31 protein-coding genes and 1 pseudogene are annotated in these 24,810 nt (G+C 35.4%); 31 read left to right on the top strand and 1 reads right to left on the bottom strand.

All coding sequences use genetic code 11. The features are described from left to right. Nucleotides 1-708: 708 nt before the first annotated feature. The 7 genes from GKZ87_21195 (at nt 709) to GKZ87_21165 (ending at nt 7,243) form a co-directional block, all read left to right on the top strand. A complete protein-coding gene (locus GKZ87_21195; GenBank protein QSI27839.1) occupies nt 709-1,092 on the top strand; it encodes a hypothetical protein in 384 nt (127 codons plus the stop codon). Between the two features lie 354 nt (nt 1,093-1,446). Beyond that, a complete protein-coding gene (gene rpmH / locus GKZ87_21190; GenBank protein QSI27838.1) occupies nt 1,447-1,581 on the top strand; it encodes a 50S ribosomal protein L34 in 135 nt (44 codons plus the stop codon). 188 nt (nt 1,582-1,769) lie between these two features. Then, nucleotides 1,770-2,096: a ribonuclease P protein component gene (rnpA, locus tag GKZ87_21185; protein ID QSI27837.1), complete on the top strand. Its 327-nt coding sequence runs from the start codon at nt 1,770-1,772 to the stop codon at nt 2,094-2,096. Nucleotides 2,097-2,127: 31 nt separating this feature from the next. Next, the gene (yidC, locus tag GKZ87_21180) at nt 2,128-3,123 is read left to right on the top strand and encodes a membrane protein insertase YidC (GenBank protein QSI27836.1); all 996 of its coding nucleotides are present in this window, start codon (nt 2,128-2,130) and stop codon (nt 3,121-3,123) included. 12 nt (nt 3,124-3,135) lie between these two features. Beyond that, on the top strand, nt 3,136-3,750 hold the full coding sequence (locus GKZ87_21175; GenBank protein QSI27835.1) for a KH domain-containing protein: 615 nt from the start codon (nt 3,136-3,138) through the stop codon (nt 3,748-3,750). A gap of 92 nt (nt 3,751-3,842) precedes the next feature. After that, nucleotides 3,843-5,942 carry a diguanylate cyclase gene (locus GKZ87_21170; protein ID QSI27834.1) on the top strand — a complete coding sequence of 700 codons (2,100 nt, stop codon included), beginning with the start codon at nt 3,843-3,845 and terminating at the stop codon, nt 5,940-5,942. Between the two features lie 413 nt (nt 5,943-6,355). Next, the gene (locus GKZ87_21165) at nt 6,356-7,243 is read left to right on the top strand and encodes a LytTR family transcriptional regulator (GenBank protein ID QSI27833.1); all 888 of its coding nucleotides are present in this window, start codon (nt 6,356-6,358) and stop codon (nt 7,241-7,243) included. A gap of 247 nt (nt 7,244-7,490) precedes the next feature. Here the strand turns inward: GKZ87_21165 and GKZ87_21160 are convergent, their stop codons facing one another. Further along, a complete protein-coding gene (locus GKZ87_21160; GenBank protein ID QSI27832.1) occupies nt 7,491-8,729 on the bottom strand; it encodes a tyrosine-type recombinase/integrase in 1,239 nt (412 codons plus the stop codon). Nucleotides 8,730-9,262: 533 nt separating this feature from the next. On the opposite strand from GKZ87_21160, the gene GKZ87_21155 reads away from it, so the two are divergent. The 24 genes and pseudogenes from GKZ87_21155 to GKZ87_21040 all read left to right on the top strand — a co-directional run bounded on the left by GKZ87_21155 (nt 9,263) and on the right by GKZ87_21040 (nt 24,805). Beyond that, nucleotides 9,263-9,514, top strand: a complete 252-nt coding sequence (locus tag GKZ87_21155; protein ID QSI27831.1) for a hypothetical protein — start codon at nt 9,263-9,265, stop codon at nt 9,512-9,514. After that, complete coding sequence (locus tag GKZ87_21150; protein QSI27830.1) at nt 9,514-9,936, top strand: hypothetical protein; 423 nt, start codon at nt 9,514-9,516, stop codon at nt 9,934-9,936. Before GKZ87_21155 ends, GKZ87_21150 begins: the two co-directional genes overlap by 1 nt. A 1-nt stretch (nt 9,937) precedes the next feature. Next, nucleotides 9,938-10,147, top strand: coding sequence for a DNA-directed RNA polymerase (locus GKZ87_21145; GenBank protein ID QSI27829.1), 210 nt, complete (start codon nt 9,938-9,940; stop codon nt 10,145-10,147). A gap of 46 nt (nt 10,148-10,193) precedes the next feature. Continuing rightward, nucleotides 10,194-10,385: a hypothetical protein gene (locus GKZ87_21140; GenBank protein QSI27828.1), complete on the top strand. Its 192-nt coding sequence runs from the start codon at nt 10,194-10,196 to the stop codon at nt 10,383-10,385. Nucleotides 10,386-10,613: 228 nt separating this feature from the next. Beyond that, on the top strand, nt 10,614-10,793 hold the full coding sequence (locus GKZ87_21135) for a hypothetical protein (protein QSI27827.1): 180 nt from the start codon (nt 10,614-10,616) through the stop codon (nt 10,791-10,793). A 147-nt stretch (nt 10,794-10,940) separates the two neighbouring features. After that, nucleotides 10,941-11,162: a hypothetical protein gene (locus tag GKZ87_21130; GenBank protein ID QSI27826.1), complete on the top strand. Its 222-nt coding sequence runs from the start codon at nt 10,941-10,943 to the stop codon at nt 11,160-11,162. Between the two features lie 45 nt (nt 11,163-11,207). After that, entirely contained in the window at nt 11,208-11,606 is a 399-nt protein-coding gene (locus GKZ87_21125) for a hypothetical protein (protein ID QSI27825.1), read from the top strand. Between the two features lie 43 nt (nt 11,607-11,649). Then, nucleotides 11,650-12,009, top strand: coding sequence for a hypothetical protein (locus GKZ87_21120; GenBank protein ID QSI27824.1), 360 nt, complete (start codon nt 11,650-11,652; stop codon nt 12,007-12,009). Between the two features lie 332 nt (nt 12,010-12,341). Next, nucleotides 12,342-12,497, top strand: a complete 156-nt coding sequence (locus tag GKZ87_21115) for a hypothetical protein (protein QSI27823.1) — start codon at nt 12,342-12,344, stop codon at nt 12,495-12,497. A gap of 64 nt (nt 12,498-12,561) precedes the next feature. Next, nucleotides 12,562-12,729: a hypothetical protein gene (locus GKZ87_21110; GenBank protein ID QSI27822.1), complete on the top strand. Its 168-nt coding sequence runs from the start codon at nt 12,562-12,564 to the stop codon at nt 12,727-12,729. A 42-nt stretch (nt 12,730-12,771) separates the two neighbouring features. Next, complete coding sequence (locus GKZ87_21105; GenBank protein QSI27821.1) at nt 12,772-13,566, top strand: hypothetical protein; 795 nt, start codon at nt 12,772-12,774, stop codon at nt 13,564-13,566. A gap of 14 nt (nt 13,567-13,580) precedes the next feature. Further along, the gene (locus GKZ87_21100) at nt 13,581-13,733 is read left to right on the top strand and encodes a hypothetical protein (GenBank protein QSI27820.1); all 153 of its coding nucleotides are present in this window, start codon (nt 13,581-13,583) and stop codon (nt 13,731-13,733) included. A gap of 49 nt (nt 13,734-13,782) precedes the next feature. Continuing rightward, the gene (locus GKZ87_21095) at nt 13,783-14,601 is read left to right on the top strand and encodes a hypothetical protein (protein QSI27819.1); all 819 of its coding nucleotides are present in this window, start codon (nt 13,783-13,785) and stop codon (nt 14,599-14,601) included. 57 nt (nt 14,602-14,658) lie between these two features. Then, the gene (locus tag GKZ87_21090) at nt 14,659-14,922 is read left to right on the top strand and encodes a hypothetical protein (GenBank protein ID QSI27818.1); all 264 of its coding nucleotides are present in this window, start codon (nt 14,659-14,661) and stop codon (nt 14,920-14,922) included. A 269-nt stretch (nt 14,923-15,191) separates the two neighbouring features. Further along, nucleotides 15,192-15,779, top strand: coding sequence for a hypothetical protein (locus GKZ87_21085; GenBank protein QSI27817.1), 588 nt, complete (start codon nt 15,192-15,194; stop codon nt 15,777-15,779). A 340-nt stretch (nt 15,780-16,119) separates the two neighbouring features. Beyond that, on the top strand, nt 16,120-16,383 hold the full coding sequence (locus GKZ87_21080) for a hypothetical protein (GenBank protein ID QSI28039.1): 264 nt from the start codon (nt 16,120-16,122) through the stop codon (nt 16,381-16,383). A 2-nt stretch (nt 16,384-16,385) separates the two neighbouring features. Continuing rightward, nucleotides 16,386-17,321 carry a hypothetical protein gene (locus tag GKZ87_21075; GenBank protein QSI27816.1) on the top strand — a complete coding sequence of 312 codons (936 nt, stop codon included), beginning with the start codon at nt 16,386-16,388 and terminating at the stop codon, nt 17,319-17,321. A gap of 189 nt (nt 17,322-17,510) precedes the next feature. After that, nucleotides 17,511-17,672 carry a histidine kinase gene (locus tag GKZ87_21070; GenBank protein QSI28038.1) on the top strand — a complete coding sequence of 54 codons (162 nt, stop codon included), beginning with the start codon at nt 17,511-17,513 and terminating at the stop codon, nt 17,670-17,672. Continuing rightward, nucleotides 17,673-18,239 carry a hypothetical protein gene (locus GKZ87_21065; protein ID QSI27815.1) on the top strand — a complete coding sequence of 189 codons (567 nt, stop codon included), beginning with the start codon at nt 17,673-17,675 and terminating at the stop codon, nt 18,237-18,239. Then, nucleotides 18,239-18,820, top strand: coding sequence for a hypothetical protein (locus GKZ87_21060; GenBank protein ID QSI27814.1), 582 nt, complete (start codon nt 18,239-18,241; stop codon nt 18,818-18,820). Before GKZ87_21065 ends, GKZ87_21060 begins: the two co-directional genes overlap by 1 nt. A gap of 18 nt (nt 18,821-18,838) precedes the next feature. Further along, nucleotides 18,839-22,846: pseudogene (locus GKZ87_21055) on the top strand (hypothetical protein). 123 nt (nt 22,847-22,969) lie between these two features. Next, nucleotides 22,970-23,467, top strand: coding sequence for a hypothetical protein (locus tag GKZ87_21050; GenBank protein QSI27813.1), 498 nt, complete (start codon nt 22,970-22,972; stop codon nt 23,465-23,467). A 127-nt stretch (nt 23,468-23,594) separates the two neighbouring features. Further along, a complete protein-coding gene (locus GKZ87_21045) occupies nt 23,595-24,524 on the top strand; it encodes an N-6 DNA methylase (GenBank protein ID QSI27812.1) in 930 nt (309 codons plus the stop codon). Then, nucleotides 24,521-24,805 carry a hypothetical protein gene (locus GKZ87_21040; GenBank protein QSI27811.1) on the top strand — a complete coding sequence of 95 codons (285 nt, stop codon included), beginning with the start codon at nt 24,521-24,523 and terminating at the stop codon, nt 24,803-24,805. The genes GKZ87_21045 and GKZ87_21040 overlap by 4 nt, the downstream gene beginning before the upstream one ends. The last annotated feature ends 5 nt before the right edge of the window (nt 24,806-24,810 follow it).

The following is a 24,810-nucleotide window of genomic DNA, read 5'->3' as shown; positions in this document are numbered from 1 at the left end:
AAACGACTCCTTTTTCATGCACCTTATATTTTACTATAGATTGTGGAAAAATACCACGGCTATTCTGATGAAGATGCTGGGAATCAAAAAATGTCTAAAAAAAGTTATATATTTATGGTAAATATGAAAAGATTTTTGCTTTATTAAGAATCTGGAAAACTATAGAATAAGTTTTCCACCGAAATTTGGTGTATATGGAATTGTAAATAGCAATTATTATTTTTACACATGATTTATCCACAGGAAAAAGTACAATAAAGCTGATATATAAGGGGGTTTCTCCACTTTCCACAGCTTTCCATATGGAAAACATGGGGAAAATAAGACAGTGGAAACCGTGTTTGTGTGGAAAAGTGGAAAACAAGTAGGGAACAGAAACAATTTTCCATATGTATCTAGGGTCATAATATATGATAAATAAAGCCTTTATAACACTTTTCTACTGTTTCCACATATGGTGGAAAACATCTGTTTTTTTTACTGTGGAAGAATCGTGGAAAATTAAATCAGGCACTGATTTTATGCATTTTCTCATCATATACCGGTTTTATACTGTATAAAGGCACAGTTTTCCACCATGCAGCTGCAAATCGGTTGAAAACTCTGTAAATATATGAAAGAAGATGTAATTTCATAGGGTATTTGTGTTCCCTTTCAACTTCCTATATAATAAATAGGCCGGATAAATTGAAAATAGGATGTGAAATTATGAGCTGGTTTGAAAAAAGTACAAATCGCATGATACAGCACCGTTTAGGAACTACATATCAGATGAGTCTGTTGCTGGAATTGTTTCTGGCATTACTGTCTTTTGTATTGCTTGCGGATCAGGTATCCTCTATGTCTGTCTTCTTTGGTATCGCTGCTGTCCTTGTTGCGGCACGAATTATTTTTCTGTATGCTGTTATGAGTTTAGGCATAGAGACCAGAATCGTCTACGGTATTATGCTGCTGTTGCAGGCACTGATAACTACCATATTGTTTTTTACGGCAAGTATTTTTATATTTGTTATCGTTTCGATTTTAATCGTCGCGCTGTTTCCTATTCTTACATATATGTTCTGTCGAAAAATGGCATGGTTTGACAAATAAATGTTTTTTCATTGTATATAGCGTGTTATATTGCATAAAAATTGAAAAAAGCATAGCTGTTTGCATATATGCTGTCATAGGTCCATGAATGTAGTGATCTTTTAAGCTGATAAGATATAAGAGGATTTAAGGTGGAAATAAGGACTTTTTTCATTGCCTCATCATACTTATAGCTATAAAAGACAGCATATATTTATAGGTATTTGCTGTAATTATATGTAAATCGTAACTTTTCACTTCAGGCATTTTCAAATAATTTCAATGAATTATTGACTTTAATGCAGTTTTTATGTATAATTTTAAAGCAATGCTCAATTTGTATAAAATGATAAAGAAGAAGTGGAGGTGGCTCTTGTGAAAAGAACATATCAACCGAGCAAAAGAAAACACCAGAAAACACATGGATTCAGAGCCCGTATGGCTACCGTAGGAGGACGTAAAGTATTAGCGCGTCGCCGTGCAAAAGGTAGAAAAGTGTTATCAGCATAAAAAATCACCGCAGGGTGATTTTTTTTCTTTACCAATATATTCAAAACCCCTTTTATTTGGACTGTTTCCTACCGTACGTTATTGCTTTTTTACCTGATTTAGGCTATGATTAAGCGTATGATGTTGTGAAAGCGTATGGCAGGAAGTAAACGGCATCAAAGAAGCGGAAAAGAGAAAGGAAGAACTGCATGAAAAAGGAATATCGTGTGAAAAAAAGCCAGGAGTTCGCCGAGATCATGAATTATAAAAAATTTTACACCTGTCCTTCCTTTGCTATTTATGTAAAGCCGCGGAAAGAAGATCATGCAAGAGTAGGAATTTCCGTAGGAAAGAAAATGGGAAAAGCTGTTGTACGTAATAAAATCAAGCGTCAGGTACGCATGATGGTACAGGATATTTATACTTTTAATGAGAATTTTGATACGATTATACTCGTTCGCGTTAAATATCATGAAGAAAATTATATAAACAACAAAAAACTCTTGGAAAGATTGGTTAAAAAAGTTAAAATATAAAGGTAGGCAAACTTAGCGAGGAGACAAAAAGATGAAAGATTTTTTTAGAAACAAAAAGAAGTTTCTTCTGGTCGTTATGCTGATGGTCGTTACACTGACCGGATGTAGTGTTCCACGTGGACAAAATGGTAAGACATACGTCAATTCCATTTATACGATCAAGGACGTTCAGGTGAAGCGCGGAGAAGTTGACATTCCAGATGATAAAGAGCTTCAAAAAAAGTATAAGGATTATAAAGCAGATGATCTGATTACAATCGAAAAAACAACGTTCTCTGATGCAATAGATGAAGGATGGTTCAATGGGCTGATCGTGTGGCCGATTGCATTCCTGATTAACTTTGTAGCAGATTTCAGTGATGCAGGTATCGGTATCATTGCAGCGACCTTCCTGATTCAGCTGCTGATATTCCTGTTCTCAATCAAATCACAGGTAGCGTCACAGCGTATGCAGGCAATTCAGCCGGAAATGAATAAGATACAGGCAAAATATGCAGGTAAAACAGATGATCGTTCCAAGATGCAGCAGGCACAGGAAATGCAGGCGCTTTACAGCAAATACAAAATCAATCCGTTTGGTACGCTATTGGTTACATTCATACAGTTCCCGGTAATTCTGGGTATGTATCAGGCCACCATGCGTGCTTACAGCGTGGTTACCGGATCCTTCCAGGGAATCAACCTGGCTAAGACACCGATCGAAGGATTTAATTTAGGAAATTACTGGTATGTAGTAATATTCGTATTGATGGTTGCCTTCCAGCTGCTGTCATTCAAGATGCCGCAGTGGCTCCAGGAGCATCGTAAGAAAAAATTAAATATCAAAGAGAAGAAATATGCTGAGCCTAAGAAAAAGGGCGGAAATGGTATGATGGGCTCCATGAACATGATGATGTATATGAGTACCGGTATGATTGCCATCTTCGCAATCAACTGGCCGCTTGGTATGTCCTTCTACTGGCTGGTAAACTCTCTGGCAAGGGTAATTCAGAACATTGTAATCCACAAATTCTTTATCAAAGATTAGGAGGAGTACAGAATGAAATCGTATACTGGCAAAAATCTGGAAGATGTATTGAAACAGGCTGCTGCTGACAAGGGAGTAAGCGTTGAAGAGCTTACCTATACCGTTACAGAGGAAACCTCAGGATTTCTCGGACTTGGCAGTAAAACAACCATAACGGCTTACTGCAGAAATGATATTCGTGAATTTATGAAAACGTATCTGCAGACCTATTTCGAAGGTATTCACATGGAGGTTTCCATCGATGTAGTGGATGATGGGGAATACTTCCGTGTAAATCTGGATGCTGAAAACAATGCTATTCTAATTGGAAAAAACGGACAGACACTGCAGGCAATCAATACAGTGCTCAAATCTGCTTCTTCCAGTGAGTTTAAGCGCCGTATCGGTGTTCTGATTGATATCAACGGATATAAGGAAGAAAAATATCAAAAGGTATGTTCATTGGCTCTTCGAGTTGCAAAAAGCGTACAGCGGACAAAAACCGATGCAACTCTTGATCCTATGCCGGCGGATGAAAGAAAGGCTATACATAACTATTTAGCCAATATGAAGCATATAGCAACCGTTAGTGAGGGTGAAGGTAATCAGCGACGTCTGAAAATCGTTTACAGCGAAGAAAAAGCATAAGAATCAGGGAGTCATGCAAAATTGCATGGCTCCCTTTCCATGTGCGAAATTTGTCGAAAAGCTGTAATATCGTTATAGAAAAGAGGAAAGGCATGGAAGCATATAAGGAAGAAGCTGCTACTTTGGAAAAACAGTTGCTCATACTGCGTGAGCAGGGAAGGCTGGAGGAAGTAGCACAGACTGCCCGGCAGCTGCTTGACATAGCACAGCTGCATCAGGATACATATTATAGTGCTGCTGCATTATATTTTCAGGCATTTTATGAATTTTCAGTAGGTAATTATAAGGCGTGTCTGCAAAGCTGTTTTAATAGTGAAGAAATCAGTGAAAAAAATGAATATTTAAAAATTCTGGCTTATGTTCACAATCTTCAGGGAATTGTGTATTCGGATCTTGGTGATTTTCTTACTTCCCTGCACTATTTTCTGAAAGCATATTATCTGACAATTGACCATCCGGAATTTGAATATCACTATGCTATTATCAACAACCTCGGTACCCTGTTTCATGAAATAGATTGTGAGGAGAAGGGAATCGAATATTTTATTCGTGCTTTCCAGGAACGCAGAAAGCTGCATATGAAATTTGAACTGAATGACGGTATTATTCTGACAAATATCCTGATGGTTTATATGAAGCTGAACCGGGCCGCAGAGGCAGCTCCATGGTATGAAGTATTCTTAAAATATTTTAGTGAAAATAAACATATCGTACTGGAAGAAAATAGAATTATGCTGCGCATTTTTGAACTATGGCATAGAAAACATATTTCAGAATTAAAGCAATGCTTATATGATTTTCTGGAGATTGCTGCAAAATCCTCTGATTATAAAAATACTGTAAGAAATTATATGGATTGCATTCAAATATGTATTTCTTTGAAGCTAAAGGATCAGGCATATCTGCTCTTTCGCAATCTTGAAAAGATGGAGGCACATCATCCGGATTCCATTAACTCTGCTCGCCTTGCGGATATCAAGGTGGAATTGGCAATGCAGTTTTGTTCCAGGGAAGAATTGTATCTTCATTTACTGGAAGCCTATCGGTTAAACAGAAAAGCCAGAGAGCAGGAAAAACGGAATAATTTACAGAGTATCCTGAATAAGATGGATTTGGAGAATGCATTATATGAACAGCATATTATTTTACAGCGCAATGAAGAGCTGCTTCGCAGCAATAAGCTGGATCCTTTCACTGAGGTGTTAAATAAAACAGCATTCCGGACACATGTTCTGGATGTAATCCGTGATAAGAATAAAAATGAGAAGGGTGCGTTCTTTATTCTGGATATAGATAATTTTAAAATGATAAATGATACCTGTGGACATCTTGTAGGTGATCAGGTAATAGTGGAGGTAGCTGCCAATCTGCAAAACAATCTGAGAGAGGATGACCTGGTTGGACGCATTGGTGGCGATGAATTCTGTATTTATTTACAACATATTAAGCAGATCGATGATATTGAAAAAAATGCACAGCGGATAATTGATAATATTAGAACAATGCAGCTAACCGGATACCACCGGCATTTAACGGTAAGCATGGGAATTTGCATCGTCGATGCAGAAAAGGATTTTGAAGATATTTTTATGAAAGCAGATCATGCTCTATATGAAGCAAAAGCAAACGGACGTGATCAATTTGTTGTTTATAAAAATGATTATTTCAGTCAGATTATGCAGAAAAAAGAGAAGCGAAAGGATCGTCATGAAGTGACGGTAAACGATATATTACCAAAGGTATTTGAAATGCTGAATGTATTCGATAAGCAGGATGAACTCCTTGCACAGACCATGAAGTTTATTTGCAGGGCTATGAATGTAAAAAATATCTTTTTATTACGTTTTGAGAATGATAGTTATTCCATGGGAAGGGTTTATATCTATGACTTGGAAAAAAACTATGCATGCAAACATGTGCATATTCAAACGGATCCTGTTTATCTCAAATCCTTTGATGAACGGCATCTGTATTATCAGAATCAGATACATAATGAGGAGATACAGTATTTGAATGAGTATGAACGTTATCATATTCAGGCAACTCTGCAGCATCAGATTTTATATGATCATCAGGTTATTGGTATTATCGGTATGAATGATCGAAGGATTCATGAATGGAATGAGGATGAGCTTTCTTTAATTCGTAATCTGTCCTATGCCTTCGCAACATATCTGATTGCAATCGAATAAAAATCAAAGGACAAATGCATAAGACTTCCATGATTGTAGTTTTAAAATCTTAGTGAATAAAAGAATCAGTATAAAGATATGTACAAAACGTACAGCTGTAATGCTTGATTGAGGCTTCTGCCTATTTTGAAGGAAACAGGCTTGCCTGAAAATAACTAGAATCAAATGAGTCTTGCATTGTCTTTAAAAAGGAAGATGAACTAATTTCTGTTGCTACATTATCATAAGCTCTACAATAATGTTAAAAGAATTCAGATCTATACATTTCCCGTTTCTGGTATATACATATAGGCTTCAGATAGCATCTTTAATGACCTTTCTTATCATAGCCATGCTTTTTCGGTAAATAAATGCATATCTTTGTTTGCAAAAGAAAGCCGCTAAGGCTACAATATTAAAAAAGGGGAATCATTATGAAACAAAGAAAGCTGCAGGATGTTTTGGAATTCAATCAAAACGGTTGTTTCTGTTTTGAATGCAAGGATCACTATGCTGAATATATCGAACAAATGCTGTTGAAGCTGTATCCGTCCATTGGAATAATTTCCATTGAGGATGCTGTTTACAAATCTATGAGAGTAAAGGAATATCTGAAATTTTATGCCGATTTATCTAATCACAGAGATTTGCTTGAGCCTGCAATCAGCATGATGCATCTTCAGGACTTATGTCATACCAAAAATGCAGCGTTAACATCTTCACAAATTTATCGTGTTATGTGTGCAAGAGAAATAATTGTACATAAGGATATTTTGTATGTAAAAGAACCGCTTCGCAATCTGGAACAGGATGATGTAAAAATTATTATGGAATGGATTGGTTCACTGGAGGATGATAAAAGGCGAGTATACATTACTTCCAATTCATTAAAGGATATATGCATGATGCCGGGAGAGCATTATTATCTTGATGAGCAGGAGGAGCTTCATACGATTGAAAATATGGATACGCTAGAAAATCCTCAGCAGCCCTTGAAAATATCCGCAAGAATGGATGAAAAGATATTGCTTTTTAATCCAAATGAAATTGATTATATAGAGAGTCTGGATGGGAAAAGCTATCTGCATGTCCGTGCGAGCAGCTTTTACTGTACCTTAACATTGGAGGAGCTGGAATCAAAATTGAAGCATTTTGGCTTTTATCGCTCACACAGAAGCTATTTGGTAAATATGCAAAAGGTCGTTGAAATCGTGAAGTGGACAAGAAATTCCTATTCATTAAAGCTCAATGGTATGGAGGATGTACGCATTCCCCTCAGTAAGGGTCGCATTGACGACATGAAACAGGTGTATGACTTTTAAATATTTACTCCGTTCATCCCCTGTATAGCTCCTTTCAACTGTTTTATATCGAAAAGCATAAAAATACTAATATAGTGCATAAAATCCTTTATTTATCGTGTTTTACGACTTTGTTAAGCGTTGTTAAAAGTTGTCAAATGTAGGTAATTCCTATATTATTCCTACACAATAATGAAATGCAGGAAGGTTTAATTCTATCATAAATGATGGTTTTAAGTCCTCCTGCATTTTTTTTTCTATTTACACGCTATTTTATTTTTTCAATTTCCTCCTTTAACCAAATATTTTCTCTATCAGTGTAAATTTTTTCTGTAATATCACTAATAGAATGACCCATGATATATTTTATTGCGTACTCATCTAATCGGTATTTTTTAGCAAGTGTAGTAAAAGTCTTACGACCATCGTGAGGCCTATGTTTTGGATTAAGGTTTAATTTGCTTATTATTTTACAAAATTGATTTTTATAACTATCGTAAGTAAGTTTTATACCTGACGTTTTTTTTATTTTTCCAAGATAATTAATAAGATATTCACTATTTAATTTTTTAGCCTCTTCGTATTTCTTTTCAATTAATGGAAGAATCTTGGAATGAATCGGCACCACTCTTTCTTTACCGGCATCTGTTTTCATACCGCCAATGATAAATCCATCTTCTAGATTCACATCGCTTAGTTTAATAAGTCCTAATTCCTGAGGTCTCCATCCGGAATAGCATTGGATGAGTATGACGTCCACATATTCCATGGATTCTACGTTTTCCCACAAAATATTTAATTCTTCTTCTGTGAATGAAATATGTTTTTTATCAATCTTATTGTTTTCTTTTACATCCTCTTTTGATAATTTGAATGCTCTTGCATAGTTTTTATCTATTAGTTCATATTCAATAGCATAATCAAACATTAAACTCATTACTGATTTAATTTTTGCTTTTCTAGATGCATTTGTTTTCTTTTCCACCCCGTTTATAGTAGATACACCGTCATTAAGGCACCCCTTTATATGTCTTATCCTTACGTCAATAACTTTCATATCATATATGCTGGAGCAATATTTCCATGCAGATGTGATATTTCTAATAGCCGAATCACTTAATGTTTCAAAATAAGTTTTTGACCATCTTTCATATAGTTCTTTCATTGTAATATTATCACTAAGATCATAAGGGTTTTTGTTATATTCTACTAATGCTGCATAAGCATCGTTATATGTTTCATAAAACGATTGAGGTTTTAGTGGTTTACATATCGGTCTTCCAGCAGAAGTTTTACCGACAGTAACCATAGCACGAAATGGTTTTCTAAGATTTCTGTTTTTTATTTCACTTATTTGACCAAAACCGTTTGGAAGGCGCTTACGTTTATTGCTCCTGTTTCTAGGTTTCCTGGGTACCGCATCAGGTTTCATTGGATAACCACAATGTGGACAGGCTATTGCTTTATCACTTACCTGTAATTCACATTCTGGACATTGTATAAGCATAACTAATCATCCCTTTCTATTGATTTCAATTTAACTATATATTATAATGTAGGAATTGTCAACTCCTACATTTGACAATTATGGGATATCTTTTATGGGGTATAAATACGAAAGAAAGGGACAGATATGATTAAGAAAAATAAAGTTAAATGTCCAATATGCAGTGGATATTTAAAACGTTATGACAATGTACAAAGAGTTGTTAGGGCTGAACGACATCGAACTAGAAAGGTGAAAGTACGTAGATTAAGATGTACAAATTGTGGTCATACGCTTCGGGTTACCCCAGACTATATGTTACCGTTTAAGCAATATCATAAGGACATAATCCATAGTGTGATAGAGGGTCGTATTTCATCCGATACATTCGGATATGAAGATTATCCCTGTGAAATCACCATGAAACGATGGATAAATGAAATAGATATTTCGAGCCGTTAAATACGGCTTTTTTTGTCGGTTTTACCACTGAGTTTGTTTTTATGAAAAATGGTAAATCTCTTACAATTGCCATCGAACGGAGGTAAACGTAGATGGACGAGATTAAATTTGGAAAAGGGTCAGTACCAGTAGCCATAGCAGCTAAAGTATACAGTAAGGACCCGGCATGGGTACGAACCGGAATAGTGTGCGGATGGCTACCGATAGGTAAAGCAACACGAAAAGGAAAACTTGTGACAAAGATTGAAGAAATGGATAGCAAACTAGGAAGAATCAACTTTTATATTTCACCCAAAAAGTTATGGGAAGAAACAGGATATGTATGGAAAGGAGAACGTGTGTGATGGGAACCGTTATAAGAGCTAAACTTTCACCAAAGAATAAATATTGGATAGAAAAGCATAGATATTATGAGCTTAAACATTTCTGTCTACAGTATCCTATATGGAAAAAGGCTTACGAAGATATCGCTGATATAACTATGTACACCACAAGTTTGATAGAAGTATCAACCGGAAGTAAAACACCAAGTGATATTGTAGCTAGAAACGCCATAGACAAGACTGTTTACAGTAATAGAATAGATACCATTGAAAAAGCTGCATATGAAGCTGATTCTGAACTAAGCTATTATATTTTGCGAGGGGTGACAGAAGAATTGTCGTTTACTTATCTTAAATCAAGATTAGGAATGCCTTGCAGCAAAGACACATATTATGACCGTTATAGACGATTCTTTTGGATACTCAGTAAAGTGAGGTTGTGATATGAAAATTGTTGGTGTGGCAGTTAAGCGGGTTTATAGGTTCAATTGTCCAAATTGTGGAAGTCGTCTGGAGGGTGAAGCAAATGAGTTTACTGATATAGGTGGAAAGGTCAATAGATTCTTTTGTCCGGTGTGTAATAAAGAGCGATATATTAATTGGTCAGACTTACGTAAAAGGACGATATATAGCTCTAAATCTAACCTAGATTAGAAGTACGCGGATTATACAAGGTGTATTACGAAAGGAGATGACTTTTATGTATGATTGCTCTAACCTACCAATACATAGGCTATGTTATTTTATTGGTAAGACTTCAAGACTTTACCATAAAGGTAAGAGCCCTGACGAAATATCAATCGAAATTAAATGTCCAGTTGAAAAGGTTGAAGAATGGGTTGGAATCGTAAAGAAAGCAGATCAAATTAAAGAAGCGAAGGGTCTTAAATAGACTCTTTGTTTTTACGCACTATACGCATTCTCTTTAATGAAAATGGAGGTGTATAAAAGTGCAGTATATTAAGAAAAATGGATCAAAAATAGTTTTAGGATTGGTTATATTCTTAATAACATTTGGTACGATTATACTTTATCGATTTCACAAATCAAAAGACTGAGTCGTTAACGACTCTTTCTTTTCGCACTTTTTACAGCTTCTCTAATGAAAGGAGATGATTTTATGTTTAACAAATTTGAAAAATTTGCAATAGGATTAACGAGTTTAGAAATCATAGGAGGTATTGTATTTGGCACAATGTGCTATGGCAATTACAATTATCACAAAGGACGAACTGAAGCTCGAAAAGAAATGCAACATTTGATTGATAAACTAAAAGTTACATCAAAAACGGAAGATTGAGTCAATAAGGGCTCTTTCTTTTTTCTTTTAATCTAGATTAGTCAAAATATTAACCTAGATTAAAATTTCAGAATCTTCCGTACTCGGGTGACGAAAAACAATGGTATTTTTGTATTATGAAAAATTCAAAGAAAGGAGATGCTTTAAATGTTGGATTTTTTATTTTGGTTCACTATTGGAAATGTATTTGGTTCTTGTATCAGTGCAATTATTTATAACCGTATGAAAGCATTTGGAACTTTAAGAATTGAACATCCAGAACTAGACACAGATGTCTATCGAATAGAAATAGACAATTTTGATATTCTAGCAAAGAAAAAGAAAGTTATTCTACGAGTTAAGGATGAAACTAATCCATCGCTTAAATAACAGGCTCTATTATGAAACGTATAACGTTGAAGGAGGAATTTAAAAGTGGAGACTAAAGCATTATTACGCGAAGAAGTGAATCGAGAAATTGAAGAACTGGGGAGAATGGAACTTGGAAAGGACGAATACAAGTCAACTGTAGATGGGGCTACTAAGCTTACTGATAGACTTATTGAACTTGAGAAAATCGAAATTGAAGCTGATGTGAGAGAACGTGATCGAGAAATTGATACGGAAATCAAATTGAAGCAACTTGATGATGAGAACAAAGACAAAAAAGTGAAAAATTGGATAAGTATTGGAGGCACTCTGCTTATGGCGGGTATTACGGTTTGGGGTGCATTAAAATCCTGGGACTTTGAAAAGGAGGACACTGTCGCATCAGATGCTGGTAAAAGTTTCATGGCTAGATTGATACCGAGAAGCGGAATAGGGTTCAAATGAGGAGTCTAAATATGACTCTTCTTTTTCTCAGGAGGTTGTATGAATGCGATATCATTTCGAAAAGCCGGAAATATTTTTGTCGAAGTACGGAAGCATATATGAATGCAATCATCCGGTTTATAACCGATGTACGTTATTTATGATAAACAATAAAGGGCTAGCAGTTATTCAGCAAAGATTTGATTCCGAAACGAAAAGAACATGGTGGTCTGAAATAGATCCATGGCTTACTGATTCCTTATATTTACATCCAAAATTTAAAGCATTCTTCGATGAACGAGCGAAAGAATGTATAGAAGGTTTATATCCAACAGCGTCAATAAGGCAAATCATGTGGGCACTAAAGATGAAACCGATTCCAAGAGAACGATGGGAAACATGCTTCGATAGAAAAGATATTTAATCTCGCGATATTTACAACCACTATAATGAAAAGGAGGAATCAAATAATGATGAACATAACAGAAATTAGCTTTATAATAAAAGACATGTTGGTGGGTTTACCGCACATAATTTACTGTATAATCACTAAGATAATTTGGATTTGCTGGTTTAGTGGGGTATGCTTAATAATGTTTGGATTAACATATTTAGCAGTCGTATGTGACCAATTATTTGGTACTAATTTGATGAATAGAGTTAGAGAGTTGCTTTTTAAATAGAAAAGAGTAAATTCAACAACTCTTTTTCTTTTCGCATTATTTACATTCACTATGATGAAAAGGAGTGTTAACTATGAACATGTTTAGTTATATAAAAAAGATTGTCAATTCTATCGAGAAGGATTTTTATGCAGAATTAGTTGAGCTTAAAACCGACGAAGAGACTGGGCAAGTAACTATGACACTAAACTTGCATCCGGAGTGCAATCCAGAACTTAAGAAGGATTAGCCAACACAGGCTTTTCCTTTTCGCGAAAATTACAGTTTCTTTAATGAAAAGGAGGTAACGAATTATGAAATTAACAGATTTATGTACAATGATATCAGCTTTAGGTATGACATTGCTTTTTATAGTATTGGTATTACTGATATTGCTTGGTCTATGTACAATGATTGATTTATTATTCGAAACTAAGATTATAAAGAGAGTTGAAAATTTGATATTCTACTACGAAGAATAATCAAACTAAAACTCTTCTTTTTAATTTGCAGAAAGGGGGCAGATGATGAATAGTCTAATCAATAATTCTAAAAGATTTTTAAAACTTAATGTATCAACGATATTGACTGGTATCGCAACTGTAGGAGTTATTGCTACATCAATCATGACAGCAAAAGCAACTGTCAAGGCTGTACGATTATTAGATGAAAAGAAATCAGAGCAGAAAGAACTGGTAAATAAGCATGAGGTTATCAAAATTGTAGCACCAGTTTATATCTCAACTTTGGCTATTGGAGTGTCGACTGTCATATGTTTGCTTAGTGCTAATGCTTTTAACCGTAAACAACAGGCATCTTTAATTAGTGCCTATTCACTTGTTAACAATTCTTATAAGAATTATAGGAACAAAGTTAAAGAAATGTATGGTGAAGAAGCTCATAGTAAAATTGTTGACGCAATAGCAGTAGAAAAGGCAGATGATATAAATATTTACACGGAATGTATATGTAGTGTCGGTAATTTATTACCTAATGATTATTCAACAACGACTATAAAGTTCTATGATGAATACTCTAATAGATTTTTTGAGTCAACTATGGAGAGAGTGTTGATTGCAGAATACCATTTAAACAGAAATTTTGTCCTTCGAGGATATGCATACTTAAATGAATTTTATGAATTCTTGGGGTTGGAATTAACCGATTATGGCTCAGTTACCGGTTGGGAAATTGAAGATGAATTCTATTGGATCGATTTCAATCACAGAATTGCCAAGACTGATCATATGGAATATATAGATATTGAGATTCTGTATGCGCCGACACATGATGTAGATGAGCTTGAAATGACAGCGTGAAAAGGAGAACACAAATGAAAAATAATACTTTAAGAATTTTAGGTTTAGGAGCAACATTGTTAGGTTTTGCCGCGTCAATATTATCAAATTATGTTGGTGATAAAGAAATCGACATAAAGGTGAAAGAAGAAGTAGCTAAGGCACTAACAGAAAAATTCGGAAACTAAGGAGTCTAATAAGGGCTCTTTTGTTTATAAATCTGAAAGGAGAAAAGAAATGAAGAAAACAGATTTAAGGAATGTATCTAGAGGATTTCATAAAGGAGTTGTCAAACGTACACAACAGATACTGATTGGTTTAGGTATCGCTGGAATGTTCGCAACAACAGTGTTAGCAGTGCGTGCTACACCCAAAGCATTACAGCTGAAGGACAATGAAATAGAACGTAAAGAGGCTGAAGAAGCATCAGAAGCACAGAGTTGGAGTGACCGTCAGGAAATAACGGAATTGAAACCTATGGAAATCATTAAAACTTGTTGGCGACCATATATTCCGGCCATGATTCTAGGCACAGCTTCGACCATATGTTTACTTAGTGCTAATTCGATCAACACAAAAAGAATGGCGGTGTTGACTACCGCTTATAAGATCTCAGAGGCCGCGCTTTTAGATTATAAAAATGCCGTGGTAGAAACGATTGGAGAGAAAAAAGAGAAAGAAGTAAAAGAAAAAGTATATGAGAAAAAATTAGCTAATAATCCAGTCGAAAACAGAGAAGTATTTATCACAAAAAAAGGAGATACTCTTTGTTATGATAGTTTATCCGGACGTTATTTCAAATCCGATATTGAGCATATAAACAAGGTCGTTAATATTTTGAATCGAGAAATGGTGCAGGAACTGTATGTATCGTTAAATGATTTTTATATAGAACTTGGTTTGGAACCTATTGAACTTGGACGGACACTTGGATGGTGCTCTGATTGGGGATTATTAGAAGTAGAAAAAGACGCAATGCTTGCGACCAACGGAACACCATGTTTGGTGATTGATTTTAACATACCACCAAAATATGATTACTCACAGATATATTAAAATACGCGAAATAAACATGTAGTATTATGAGAAACATTAATCAGGGAGGACAATAAAATGGATGAAATTAATGTAAACGAAACAAACGAAAACGAGGTTTTGAATGAGGTTTATGAGGATGAATTTGAAGAAACTTCTGGATCAAATAATCTTGTAGGTTTATTAGCAGGAGTAGCTATTGGTGCACTAAGTACTGTAGCATACAAAAAGCTGGTTAAACCCGCAGCGTTAAAGATTAAGGAGAGATTCAACAAATCTAAAGAGACAGTGGAACCAGTTATCGAAAACGTTGAAGTTAAAGAAACTGAAGTCGAAGACTAATGTTGAGAAGAGGGATACTTTTAATAGAAGTATCTTTCTTTTTCTTTTATGAAAGGATCCAAACATGAAACTTTATATTTACAACGGACCAGTACTTTATTTTGGTAAATGTGTGACTGATCATTGGTTTGGTTCAACATATGCACCAACCAAAAGGAAAGCACGATCAAACCTTGAATACAGATTCAAGAAGGAGAACAATTTTACGGCGAATGTAAGGATACATTTACCAGGGGATATTATACTGGAAGACGAAAGGACATGAGGTAATGGAAGAATTTAAAGCAAATTCGCACAAAAGTAAGAGAGAAAGACGATGCGATAAAATCGTTTCTGGATCTGTTAAGACGAAGAAGAAAAGTGAAGTAAGAAAAATCACAGATGTTTTCATCTCAGATGATATTTCAAAAGTAAAGGAATCAGTAGTATTTGATATTTTGATTCCGTCTTTTAAAAAAATAATATCCGAAGTCGTTACGAACGGAATCGATATGATTCTATATGGGGAAACCGGTCATACAAAAAAATCTGGTGCAGCAGCTTCTAAAGTTTCTTATAGAAATTATAACGATTACTCAAATGAGCGACGAAGCTATAGACCTGCGACTAGAAGCACTTATAGTTATGACGAAGTCATTCTCGAAAGCCGTGGAGACGCAGAGGCCGTTCTGATGAGACTCGATGAAACTATTGACGAATATGGATTTGCCTCTGTTGGTGACCTATATGATATTGTTGGTGTGACAGGTAGCTATACGGATAATGATTATGGATGGACTGATATACGTAATGCACGCATTGATAGAGTAAGAGATGGCTACGTGATCCGTATGCCAAAAGCTTTACCGATTGATTAGGAGGAGAAATATGATTGAGGTTAAATGTAGCAGTGTGGAAGAATCTATGCATATTTTTGGTATGATAAGAGAGATTATACGGGACTACGGATTTGCTTCGGTGGGAGATTTGTATGATATTATCAGGGTTACGGGCTGTTATACTGATAATTATGGGTGGTGCACCTTAAATAAATGTAATCTCGTTCCTACTAAAGATGGTTTTATTTTGGAATTACCGAGACCGATTGATTTAACAGCTGTAATTACACCAAATCAATTCCGCAAAAAATTAGGTTTGCCGAAGGTTAACGAAGTAGAAGGGATAGTGACTAAAGAAATCAAAACAACAAGAGAAACAATTCTTGATAAGGCTAAGACTTGTGTATGTGGTCAGCGAGCTGATGACTATGGAACACCTGAAGATAACTTTACAATCATCGCAGATTTATGGTCTACATATACCGGACACAAACTCACGGCGGTGGACGTGTCTATGATGATGTCAATGCTGAAAATTGCACGCATCAAAACAGGAACGGCAACTGAAGACAGCTTTGTAGACTTGGCCGGGTACGCTGCGTGTGGTGGAGAGATTTCCGCAAACAGAAAAGGAGATAAATAACAATGAAAAAAATAGATTTTACTAAAGCATCTCGGTTGATGCATAAAACTGGCTTTGCCGTTAGAAAACATAGTCCAGCGATCCTTATTACTGCTGGTGTTGTTGGAGTTGTGACCAGTACGGTAATGGCTTGTAAAGCTACTACAAAGATTAACGATATTATGGATAAGGCGAAAGAAGATTTAGATACTATTCATTCAGCTTCTTCAATGCCTGAAACATTGCCAGAAGGTTCTTCGTACACGGAGGAGGATACGAAACAGGATTTACGAGTCGTCTATATGCAGACGGGAATCAAATTTGTTAAATTGTATGGTCCTTCTGCTGTATTGGGTACGCTATCACTGACGAGTATCTTAATGTCGCACCGTATCCTAAGCAAACGTAATGTAGCTCTTGCGGCAGCTTATGCTACTATTGATAAGGGGTTTAAAGAGTATCGAGGAAGAGTGGTAGAACGATTTGGTGATCAAATAGACAAGGAATTGAAATACAACATCAAAGCAAAAACTATAGAAAAGAATATCGTTGATAAAAATGGACAAGAGCAGACAGTAAACGAAGTTGTGGAAACTGCTGAAATTGACAAATATAGCGACTATGCTAAATTCTTTGCTGAAGGTAATCCATATTGGGAAAAAGATGCTGAGTATAATCTTATGTTTTTGAGAAGGCAAGAACGTTATGCTAATGATAAATTAAAAGCAAAAGGATATTTGTTCCTTAGTGAAGTATATGATATGCTCGGTATTCCAGAAACAAAAGCAAGTCGTATTGTTGGATGGGTTTATGATAAAGCACATCCTATTGGGGATAATTATGTAGATTTTGGTATCTATGACACTAATGACGTCGCAAAAAGTTACTTTGTTAATGGTCATGAGAGAAATATCATATTAGATTTCAATGTAGACGGAAACATCTGGGATTTGATGTGAACGTTAGGGGTAGACGGCATTGGTTCGGGAAATCCGCAACAGGATCAATTCGACTACTGTCATCTGCTCCAGCATTAAGAAGGAAGAGGTATAAAATGAATAAATTAAGTTTCATATCCTATGCATTAGCTTCAATGGCATGTGCTTGTTTAGTAAGCGGTCTTCTTGTATTATCTGGAGGTAAGAATGATGGAAGGACTAGAGTACGTGGTAACAGTAATTGACACAGTGTTGGATACGAAGAAAAAAAGACATATTATCGGCGGTATACTATTAAGTGCTTCAATGTTTTTTGGAAGTTTGGCAGTTACGGTGTTAACTGTAAAGAATGATTCGTACGAGGAGGAGTAATTGATGAAAAAAACAGCGTTAATCTTTATATTAGGAGGTTTGTTTGGCTCAGCTTCGACATGGAACTATGTAAAAAAGAAATATGAAAAAATTGCACAGGATGAAATTGATTCTGTAAAGAAAACATTCTCAGATATGGTGAAAAAGCCGGATGATAATGAAGACATAAAGTCTAAGGAAAAAGCTTCGGAAAAAGATAAGACGATTTACAATGATATTTTGGATAACGTTAATTATTCTAGTTATTCAGAACCTGAAAAGAATAAGGAGGTGAAGCCTGTGGATGGACCATACGTGATTCCACCTGAAGATTTTGGTGAATATAATGACTATGAGGCTCTAAGTTGGACATATTATGCTGATAAGTATCTTGCTGATGAAGACGATGATCTTGTTGATGATATTGAAGGAACCGTTGGTTATGATTCATTAAATCATTTTGGTGAATATGAAGATGATACAGTCTTTGTACGAAATGAAGACTTGAAGACCGATTATGAAATAATGCTTGATGAGAGAAAATACGCAGATATCTACGATAGTGTAGACCATCAGCAGGAAGACTGATGCCCTATGACTTGAAAAGCGAATATTTTGAATGGATGTATAAGCTTGTGTGTAATGATAAATACTCTAACGGTTTATCTTATCGCAAGCTTCTTTATCATCTATATAATACTGAATTCATTTATATTTTAGAAAAAGATAGTAATAGAGCATGTGATGGTATTGATTTTCGTTATCGTTTTGGGTATGAAAATAAAATACCAAGGGCGGATATCGAACGATATTTAGACATTGACCCATGCAATTTACTTGAGATGATGATATCACTTTCATACAAAGTAGAAGAAACTATAATGGATGATTCAGATTATGGTGATCGAACTGGTCAATGGTTTTGGAACATGATCGTCAACTTGGAACTTGGCCACATGTTTGATTCGCAATTTGATACTAATTACGTAGAAAATGTAGTTACGAGGCTTCTTAATCGAACGTATGAGTCGAATGGTAAAGGTGGATTATTTACAGTCAATAATCCAAGATACGATATGAGGTCTGTTGAGATATGGTATCAGACGATGTGGTATTTTGATGATAATTATGATTTTTCAATTAAGGATATTGCCGGTGCAACCGTATAGGGAAAGGAGCGAAGTGTGATGATAGACTTCTTAATGATTTCATACCGATCCCCAAAACAGGGTGTCATAGAAATATATCCTAAATTTATCATAAAAAAAAGCAATGATCTAATGATACGTGGCGGTGATTTTTACGCAGTTTGGATGGAAAAAAAAGGGCTTTGGTCTACCGATGAACAAGATGTTGTGAGGTTGGTGGATAAAGAATTGAAACAATACGCTGATGCTAATAAAAATAAGTTTGAAGGAAGCATTCATATTTTGTATATGTGGGATGCGGATAGTGGTGTTGTTGATCGTTGGCACAAATATTGTCAGCGTCAGATGCGTGATAATTATCATATGCTTGACGAGAAGCTCATATTTTCAAACGATATTACAAAAAAAGAAGATTATGCAAGCAAACGATTGCCGTATCCGTTAGAAGCTGGCGATATTTCAGCATATGATGAGTTAATGTCTATTCTATATTCTGAAGATGAACGTCATAAGCTCGAATGGGCCATAGGAGCTATTGTTAGTGGCGATTCAAAAATAATACAGAAATTCATGGTATTATACGGTTCGGCCGGCACAGGAAAATCGACCGTCCTTAATATAATACAGCAATTGTTTGACGGCTATTGTTCAATTGTAGACGCTAAAGCTTTAGGATCAGCCAACAATGCATTTGCGCTTGAAGCCTTTAAAGAAAATCCTCTTGTTGCTATTCAACATGATAGTGATTTATCTCGTATTGAAGATAATACAAGATTGAATAGTTTAGTTTCTCATGAATTAATGACAATCAATGAAAAATTTAAGAGCACTTATGCTAATCAGTTTAAGTGCTTTTTATTTTTAGGAACTAATAAACCAGTTCGAATTACGGATGGAAAATCAGGTCTTATCAGACGTTTAATCGATGTGTCTCCTACAGGAGATAAGGTGAGCACAAATGACTATAAACGACTAACGAAGCAGATATCTTTTGAACTTGGCGGTATTGCTTATCATTGCCGCGATGTATATTTATCAAATCCCGGAAGATATGACGGTTATATTCCTAAAAACATGATGGGAGCAACAAACGATTTCTATAACTTTGTTGAGGATTCATATTTTGTATTCAAAAAAGAGAATGGAACAACATTAAAGGCAGCTTGGGAGATGTATAAGCAATATTGCGATGACGCTAGAGTACAATATCCAAATCCAAGGCGTATTTTCAAAGAAGAATTGAAGAACTATTTCACCGATTTCGAGGAAAGAGCTTTACTTGATGACGGAACAAGAGTCCGTAATTACTATAGAACATTCAAAGCTGACATATTCGACACACCTTCTGGCCCAAATGCGGATCTAACGGAATCAGAAAGCGTAAGTAACTGGTTGAAATTTGATTGTACTGAATCCGTATTTGATAAGGAATCAGCTAGTTACCTTGCTCAATACGCTACTGATGGTGGTATTCCTATGAAAGCGTGGGACAAAGTTAAGACACGCTTATGTGATTTAGATACGTCAAAACTTCATTATGTCAAAGTCCCAGAACAACAGCATATCGTTGCTGATTTTGATATTCCTGATGAAAACGGTAAAAAAAACTTTAAATTGAATCTTGAAGCTGCATCTAAATGGCCGGCCACATATGCGGAACTGAGTAAAAGCGGGGAAGGAATACATCTACACTATATTTATACTGGAGATGTTAATAAGCTTAGGAGGTTATATGGCGATCATATCGAAATAAAAGTGTTCGTTGGTAAAAGTTCATTACGAAGGAAACTTACAAAATGCAATAATTTGCCAATCGCAACCATTAGTTCAGGACTACCATTGAAAGGAGACGATAAGATGGTTGATTTTGGAACTGTGAAAAGTGAAAAAAGTATTCGCGACTTAATTAAGCGTAATCTCAATAAAGAAATACACCCAGCAACAAAACCTAGTATTGATTTTATACATAAAATACTCGAAGACGCCTATTCAACTGGATTGAATTATGATGTAACAGATATGCGTAATGCCGTATTAGCTTTTGCGGCAAGTAGCTCGCATCAATCCGATTACTGTATTAAATTGGTCAATAAGATGCAGTTTAAATCTACAGAGACTTCCGAAAACGTAAAAAATGATGACGCGAAACTAATTTTCTATGATGTGGAAGTTTTTCCGAATCTTTTTGTTATATGTTGGAAAATGGAAGGTGAAGGCAAGCCAGTAGTGAAAATGATAAATCCAAACTCTACTGAAATTGAAGAACTCATGCAGTTCCGATTAGTTGGGTTTAATTGTCGTAGATATGATAATCATATTCTTTATGCCAGATTGATGGGTTATACGAATGAACAGCTTTATAATTTATCCCAAAAGATCATATCAGGTAGCCGAAATGCTTTCTTTGGTGAAGCGTATAATGTCTCTTACACTGATATTTATGACTTTGCTTCAGCCGGAAATAAGAAGAGTCTTAAAAAACTGGAGATTGAAATGGGAATCCACCATCAAGAGTTGGGATTACCTTGGAACCAACCGGTTGCTGAAAATTTGTGGGAGAAAGTTGCCGATTATTGTACAAACGACGTGATAGCTACGGAAGCTGCATTTAACTATTTATCAGCAGATTGGACAGCTAGGCAGATTCTAGCAGACTTGGCTGGGTTGACAGTAAATGATACTACAAATACCTTAACTACTAAGATTATTTTCGGTAATAATAGAAATCCGCAAAACCAGTTCAATTATCGTGATATGGGTGAGACTAATCTCTCAGATTATGTAGAGTTTGGTTATGATGATTATACAAGATTTAACAAGGATGGCTTTCCCATATTTCCTGGATACAAATATGAATTCGGAAAATCAATATACCGAGGTGAAGAGATAGGAGAAGGTGGCTACGTATATGCCGAACCTGGAATGTATGGCTTGGTTGCTTTATTGGACATAGTTTCAATGCATCCACATAGTGCGATTGCCGAATTATTATTCGGAGAAGAGTTTACTAGAAAATTTAAAGAAATCGTAGATGGTCGTGTAGCTATTAAACATGAGGATTGGGATTCAGTAAATAATATATTAGATGGAAAATTAACACCATATATTCAAAAAGTAATAAATGGGGAAATGACATCAAAGGAATTGGCCAATGCTTTAAAGACAGCCATAAATTCGGTATATGGTTTAACTTCTGCTAAATTCGATAATCCGTTTAGAGATCCACGGAATAAAGATAATATTGTTGCTAAGCGTGGAGCTTTATTTATGGTGAATTTAAAACATGAGGTTCAGAATCGCGGTTTTACAGTAGCACATATTAAAACCGATTCTATAAAGATACCTGATGCAACACCGGAAATCATTCAATTCGTTATGGATTATGGGAAAATGTACGGATATGAATTTGAGCATGAAGCTACGTATGAAAAAATGTGCTTGGTGAACGATGCAGTATATATCGCGAAAGACGCAAGCGATGGGCATTGGACTGCTACTGGAACACAATTTCAGATTCCGTATGTTTTTAAGAATTTGTTCACAAAAGAATCTATAACATTTGACGATATGTGTGAAATAAAGGCCGTGTCAAAAGGGACTTTATGTTTAGATATGAATGAAGGATTTCCAGATGTGTCCAAAGAAGAGAAAGAACTTCTTAAAATACAAAGGGGTCTTCGTGTACACATGCATTATCACGTATATGGGGAATGTAATATGTCTGCAGAACAATATGAAGCTGCTATAGCAGAGCTGAAGTCAATTATTGATACCGGTCATAAATATATATTTGTTGGTAAGGTTGGTCAATTTTGTCCTATTAAACCAGATTGTGGTGGGGGTATTTTGTATCGTGAGAATGAAGGAAAATATTATGCTGCCGCTGGCACAAAAGGATATCGATGGCTAGAATCAGAGATGGTCAAGGAGCTTAATAAAGAAGACGATATAGATAAAAATTATTACGACAATTTAGCAAACGAAGCAATTGAAACAATATCTAAATATGGTGATTTTGAATGGTTCGTATCGGATGATCCATACATCAGTCCTCCATATGACGACAGAGGACGGCCTATATATTTAGATTGCGGTACGATAGCCACTGATTTAAGCGGGTTGAAAACAGATCCGTTACCTAATTTTAAAAACTAAAAGGAGAATATAAAAATGGAATATAGAAATACAGATAGTATTGTTATTGAAAATACACGATTCATATATAGAACTAATTTATCTGGAGATCCACAACGAGATAATTTTGGATCCGATGCAAGAAAGTGTAATATTGTCATTCCAGATTATGATTCAGCAATGAGAATGATAGATGATGGCTTTAATGTTAAAGAAACTAAGCCGAGAGCAGGTGAGGAAGAAGATTTTATTCCGGAGTACTTTGTATCAGTAAGAGCTAACTATGATACAGGCCGTCCACCAATAATTCGACTTGTATCCGGAGATAACCGACCGGTAACGCTTGATGAGGAATCGGTCGCTCTTATTGATAAACTTGCTGATGATAAATGTATTGGTAACGTAAATGTGACACTTAATCCCTACATTAACAAAACCACAGGGCGTAAATCGTTATATATCAAAGTTATGTATGTGGAACAGGATTTTAGTTCTGACCCATTTGCTTCAAGGTATTATGACAATGTAGATTAAATAAAATTTATTAGGTGCCAGCTTAGTATATGCCTGGTTAAATGTCCAGTAAACAAAAGTCCGGAGTGCGCGCCGTAGGACTTTAAGAGGAAACAGCCAAAAGTTATTATAAATAGGAGGAATCGCTATGATATTTTGGAGAAGGAAAAAGAAACCAAAGTCTAAGACTAGAGTTTCAAAACCACCAGTTTCATATCAAAACAAGGTATCAACAGCGCCTATAGAAAAAATATCTAAAACAAAGCATAAAGAAATACAAGAAATAAAGCAAAAGCAGGAACATATCAAGAAGCCTGCAATAAACAAAGAACGGAATTTAAGCGATGATTCGAAAAAAGAGTTTATCAAGGTATTTAATAAGCTAACGACTAGACACAGGGCATGGGATGTGTGGCGAGATTTCATCATCATGTATGCTTGCGCCTTATCGAATGCTGTGGACAAAAGTCATTACGATGAGCGTGAAAAAAGATATTTGAAAATCATAAAGAAATACAATACACAGGAACAAAAATTATTCCCGGAATTAGCTGCACAAATTGTTGTCGCTTTAGAAAAAAATCCCGACCAGGACTTTCTAGGCGATATTTTTATGTCTCTTGACTTGGGAAGTAAAACTAATGGTCAGTATTTTACTCCGTATCACATTAGCGAATTTATGTCAAAAATAGTAATCAATAATGATACTGTCGAATCTGCAATAAAAGAAAAAGGGTATGTAACAATAAACGATTGTTGCTGTGGTGGTGGAGCTATGTTGATTGCTGGAATAAATGAGTTGCGGAAACAAATGGCTGCTAACAACATGAACTATCAAAACCATGTTTTGGTCATAGCTCAGGACATTGACGAAACTGTCGCATTGATGTGCTACATACAACTCACCCTTCTTGGTGTTGCCGGATATGTAAAAGTTGGCGATAGTATATCCGAGCCAATTATTGAAAACGACGATATGAAAAACTATTGGTTCACTATGATGTATTTTACGGATATTTGGGTTACGCGTAGGTTAACACATAGTTTAGGTGAATTTACGAAGGAGGTTAAATCATGAAAGGAAAAGATATTCTTGAAAAAATCTATATAGAAAAAAACGTATGTGAGAAAAGTCTAGGAAAGAATCCTAAATCACTTACTATAACAATTGGTATATATTTATGGGATGAGATTAAATCTTGTTTGGGTTACTATGGCACTATAGTTTTAGTTGACGTTGGATCAAATACATTATATGGTATGAAGATAACGGACGTTCGATTAAATACATTATATGGTATGAAGATGACGATTGATTACGATAATCCATATAATTTAAGTATTGGTTATTGTTTTTAAGGAGG

This window comes from Erysipelotrichaceae bacterium 66202529, assembly GCA_017161075.1.
GTDB lineage: Bacteria > Bacillota_I > Bacilli_A > Erysipelotrichales > Erysipelotrichaceae > Clostridium_AQ.
The sequence above is the reverse complement of the archived record's forward strand: the minus strand, read 5'-3'. Positions and strand labels throughout refer to the sequence as shown.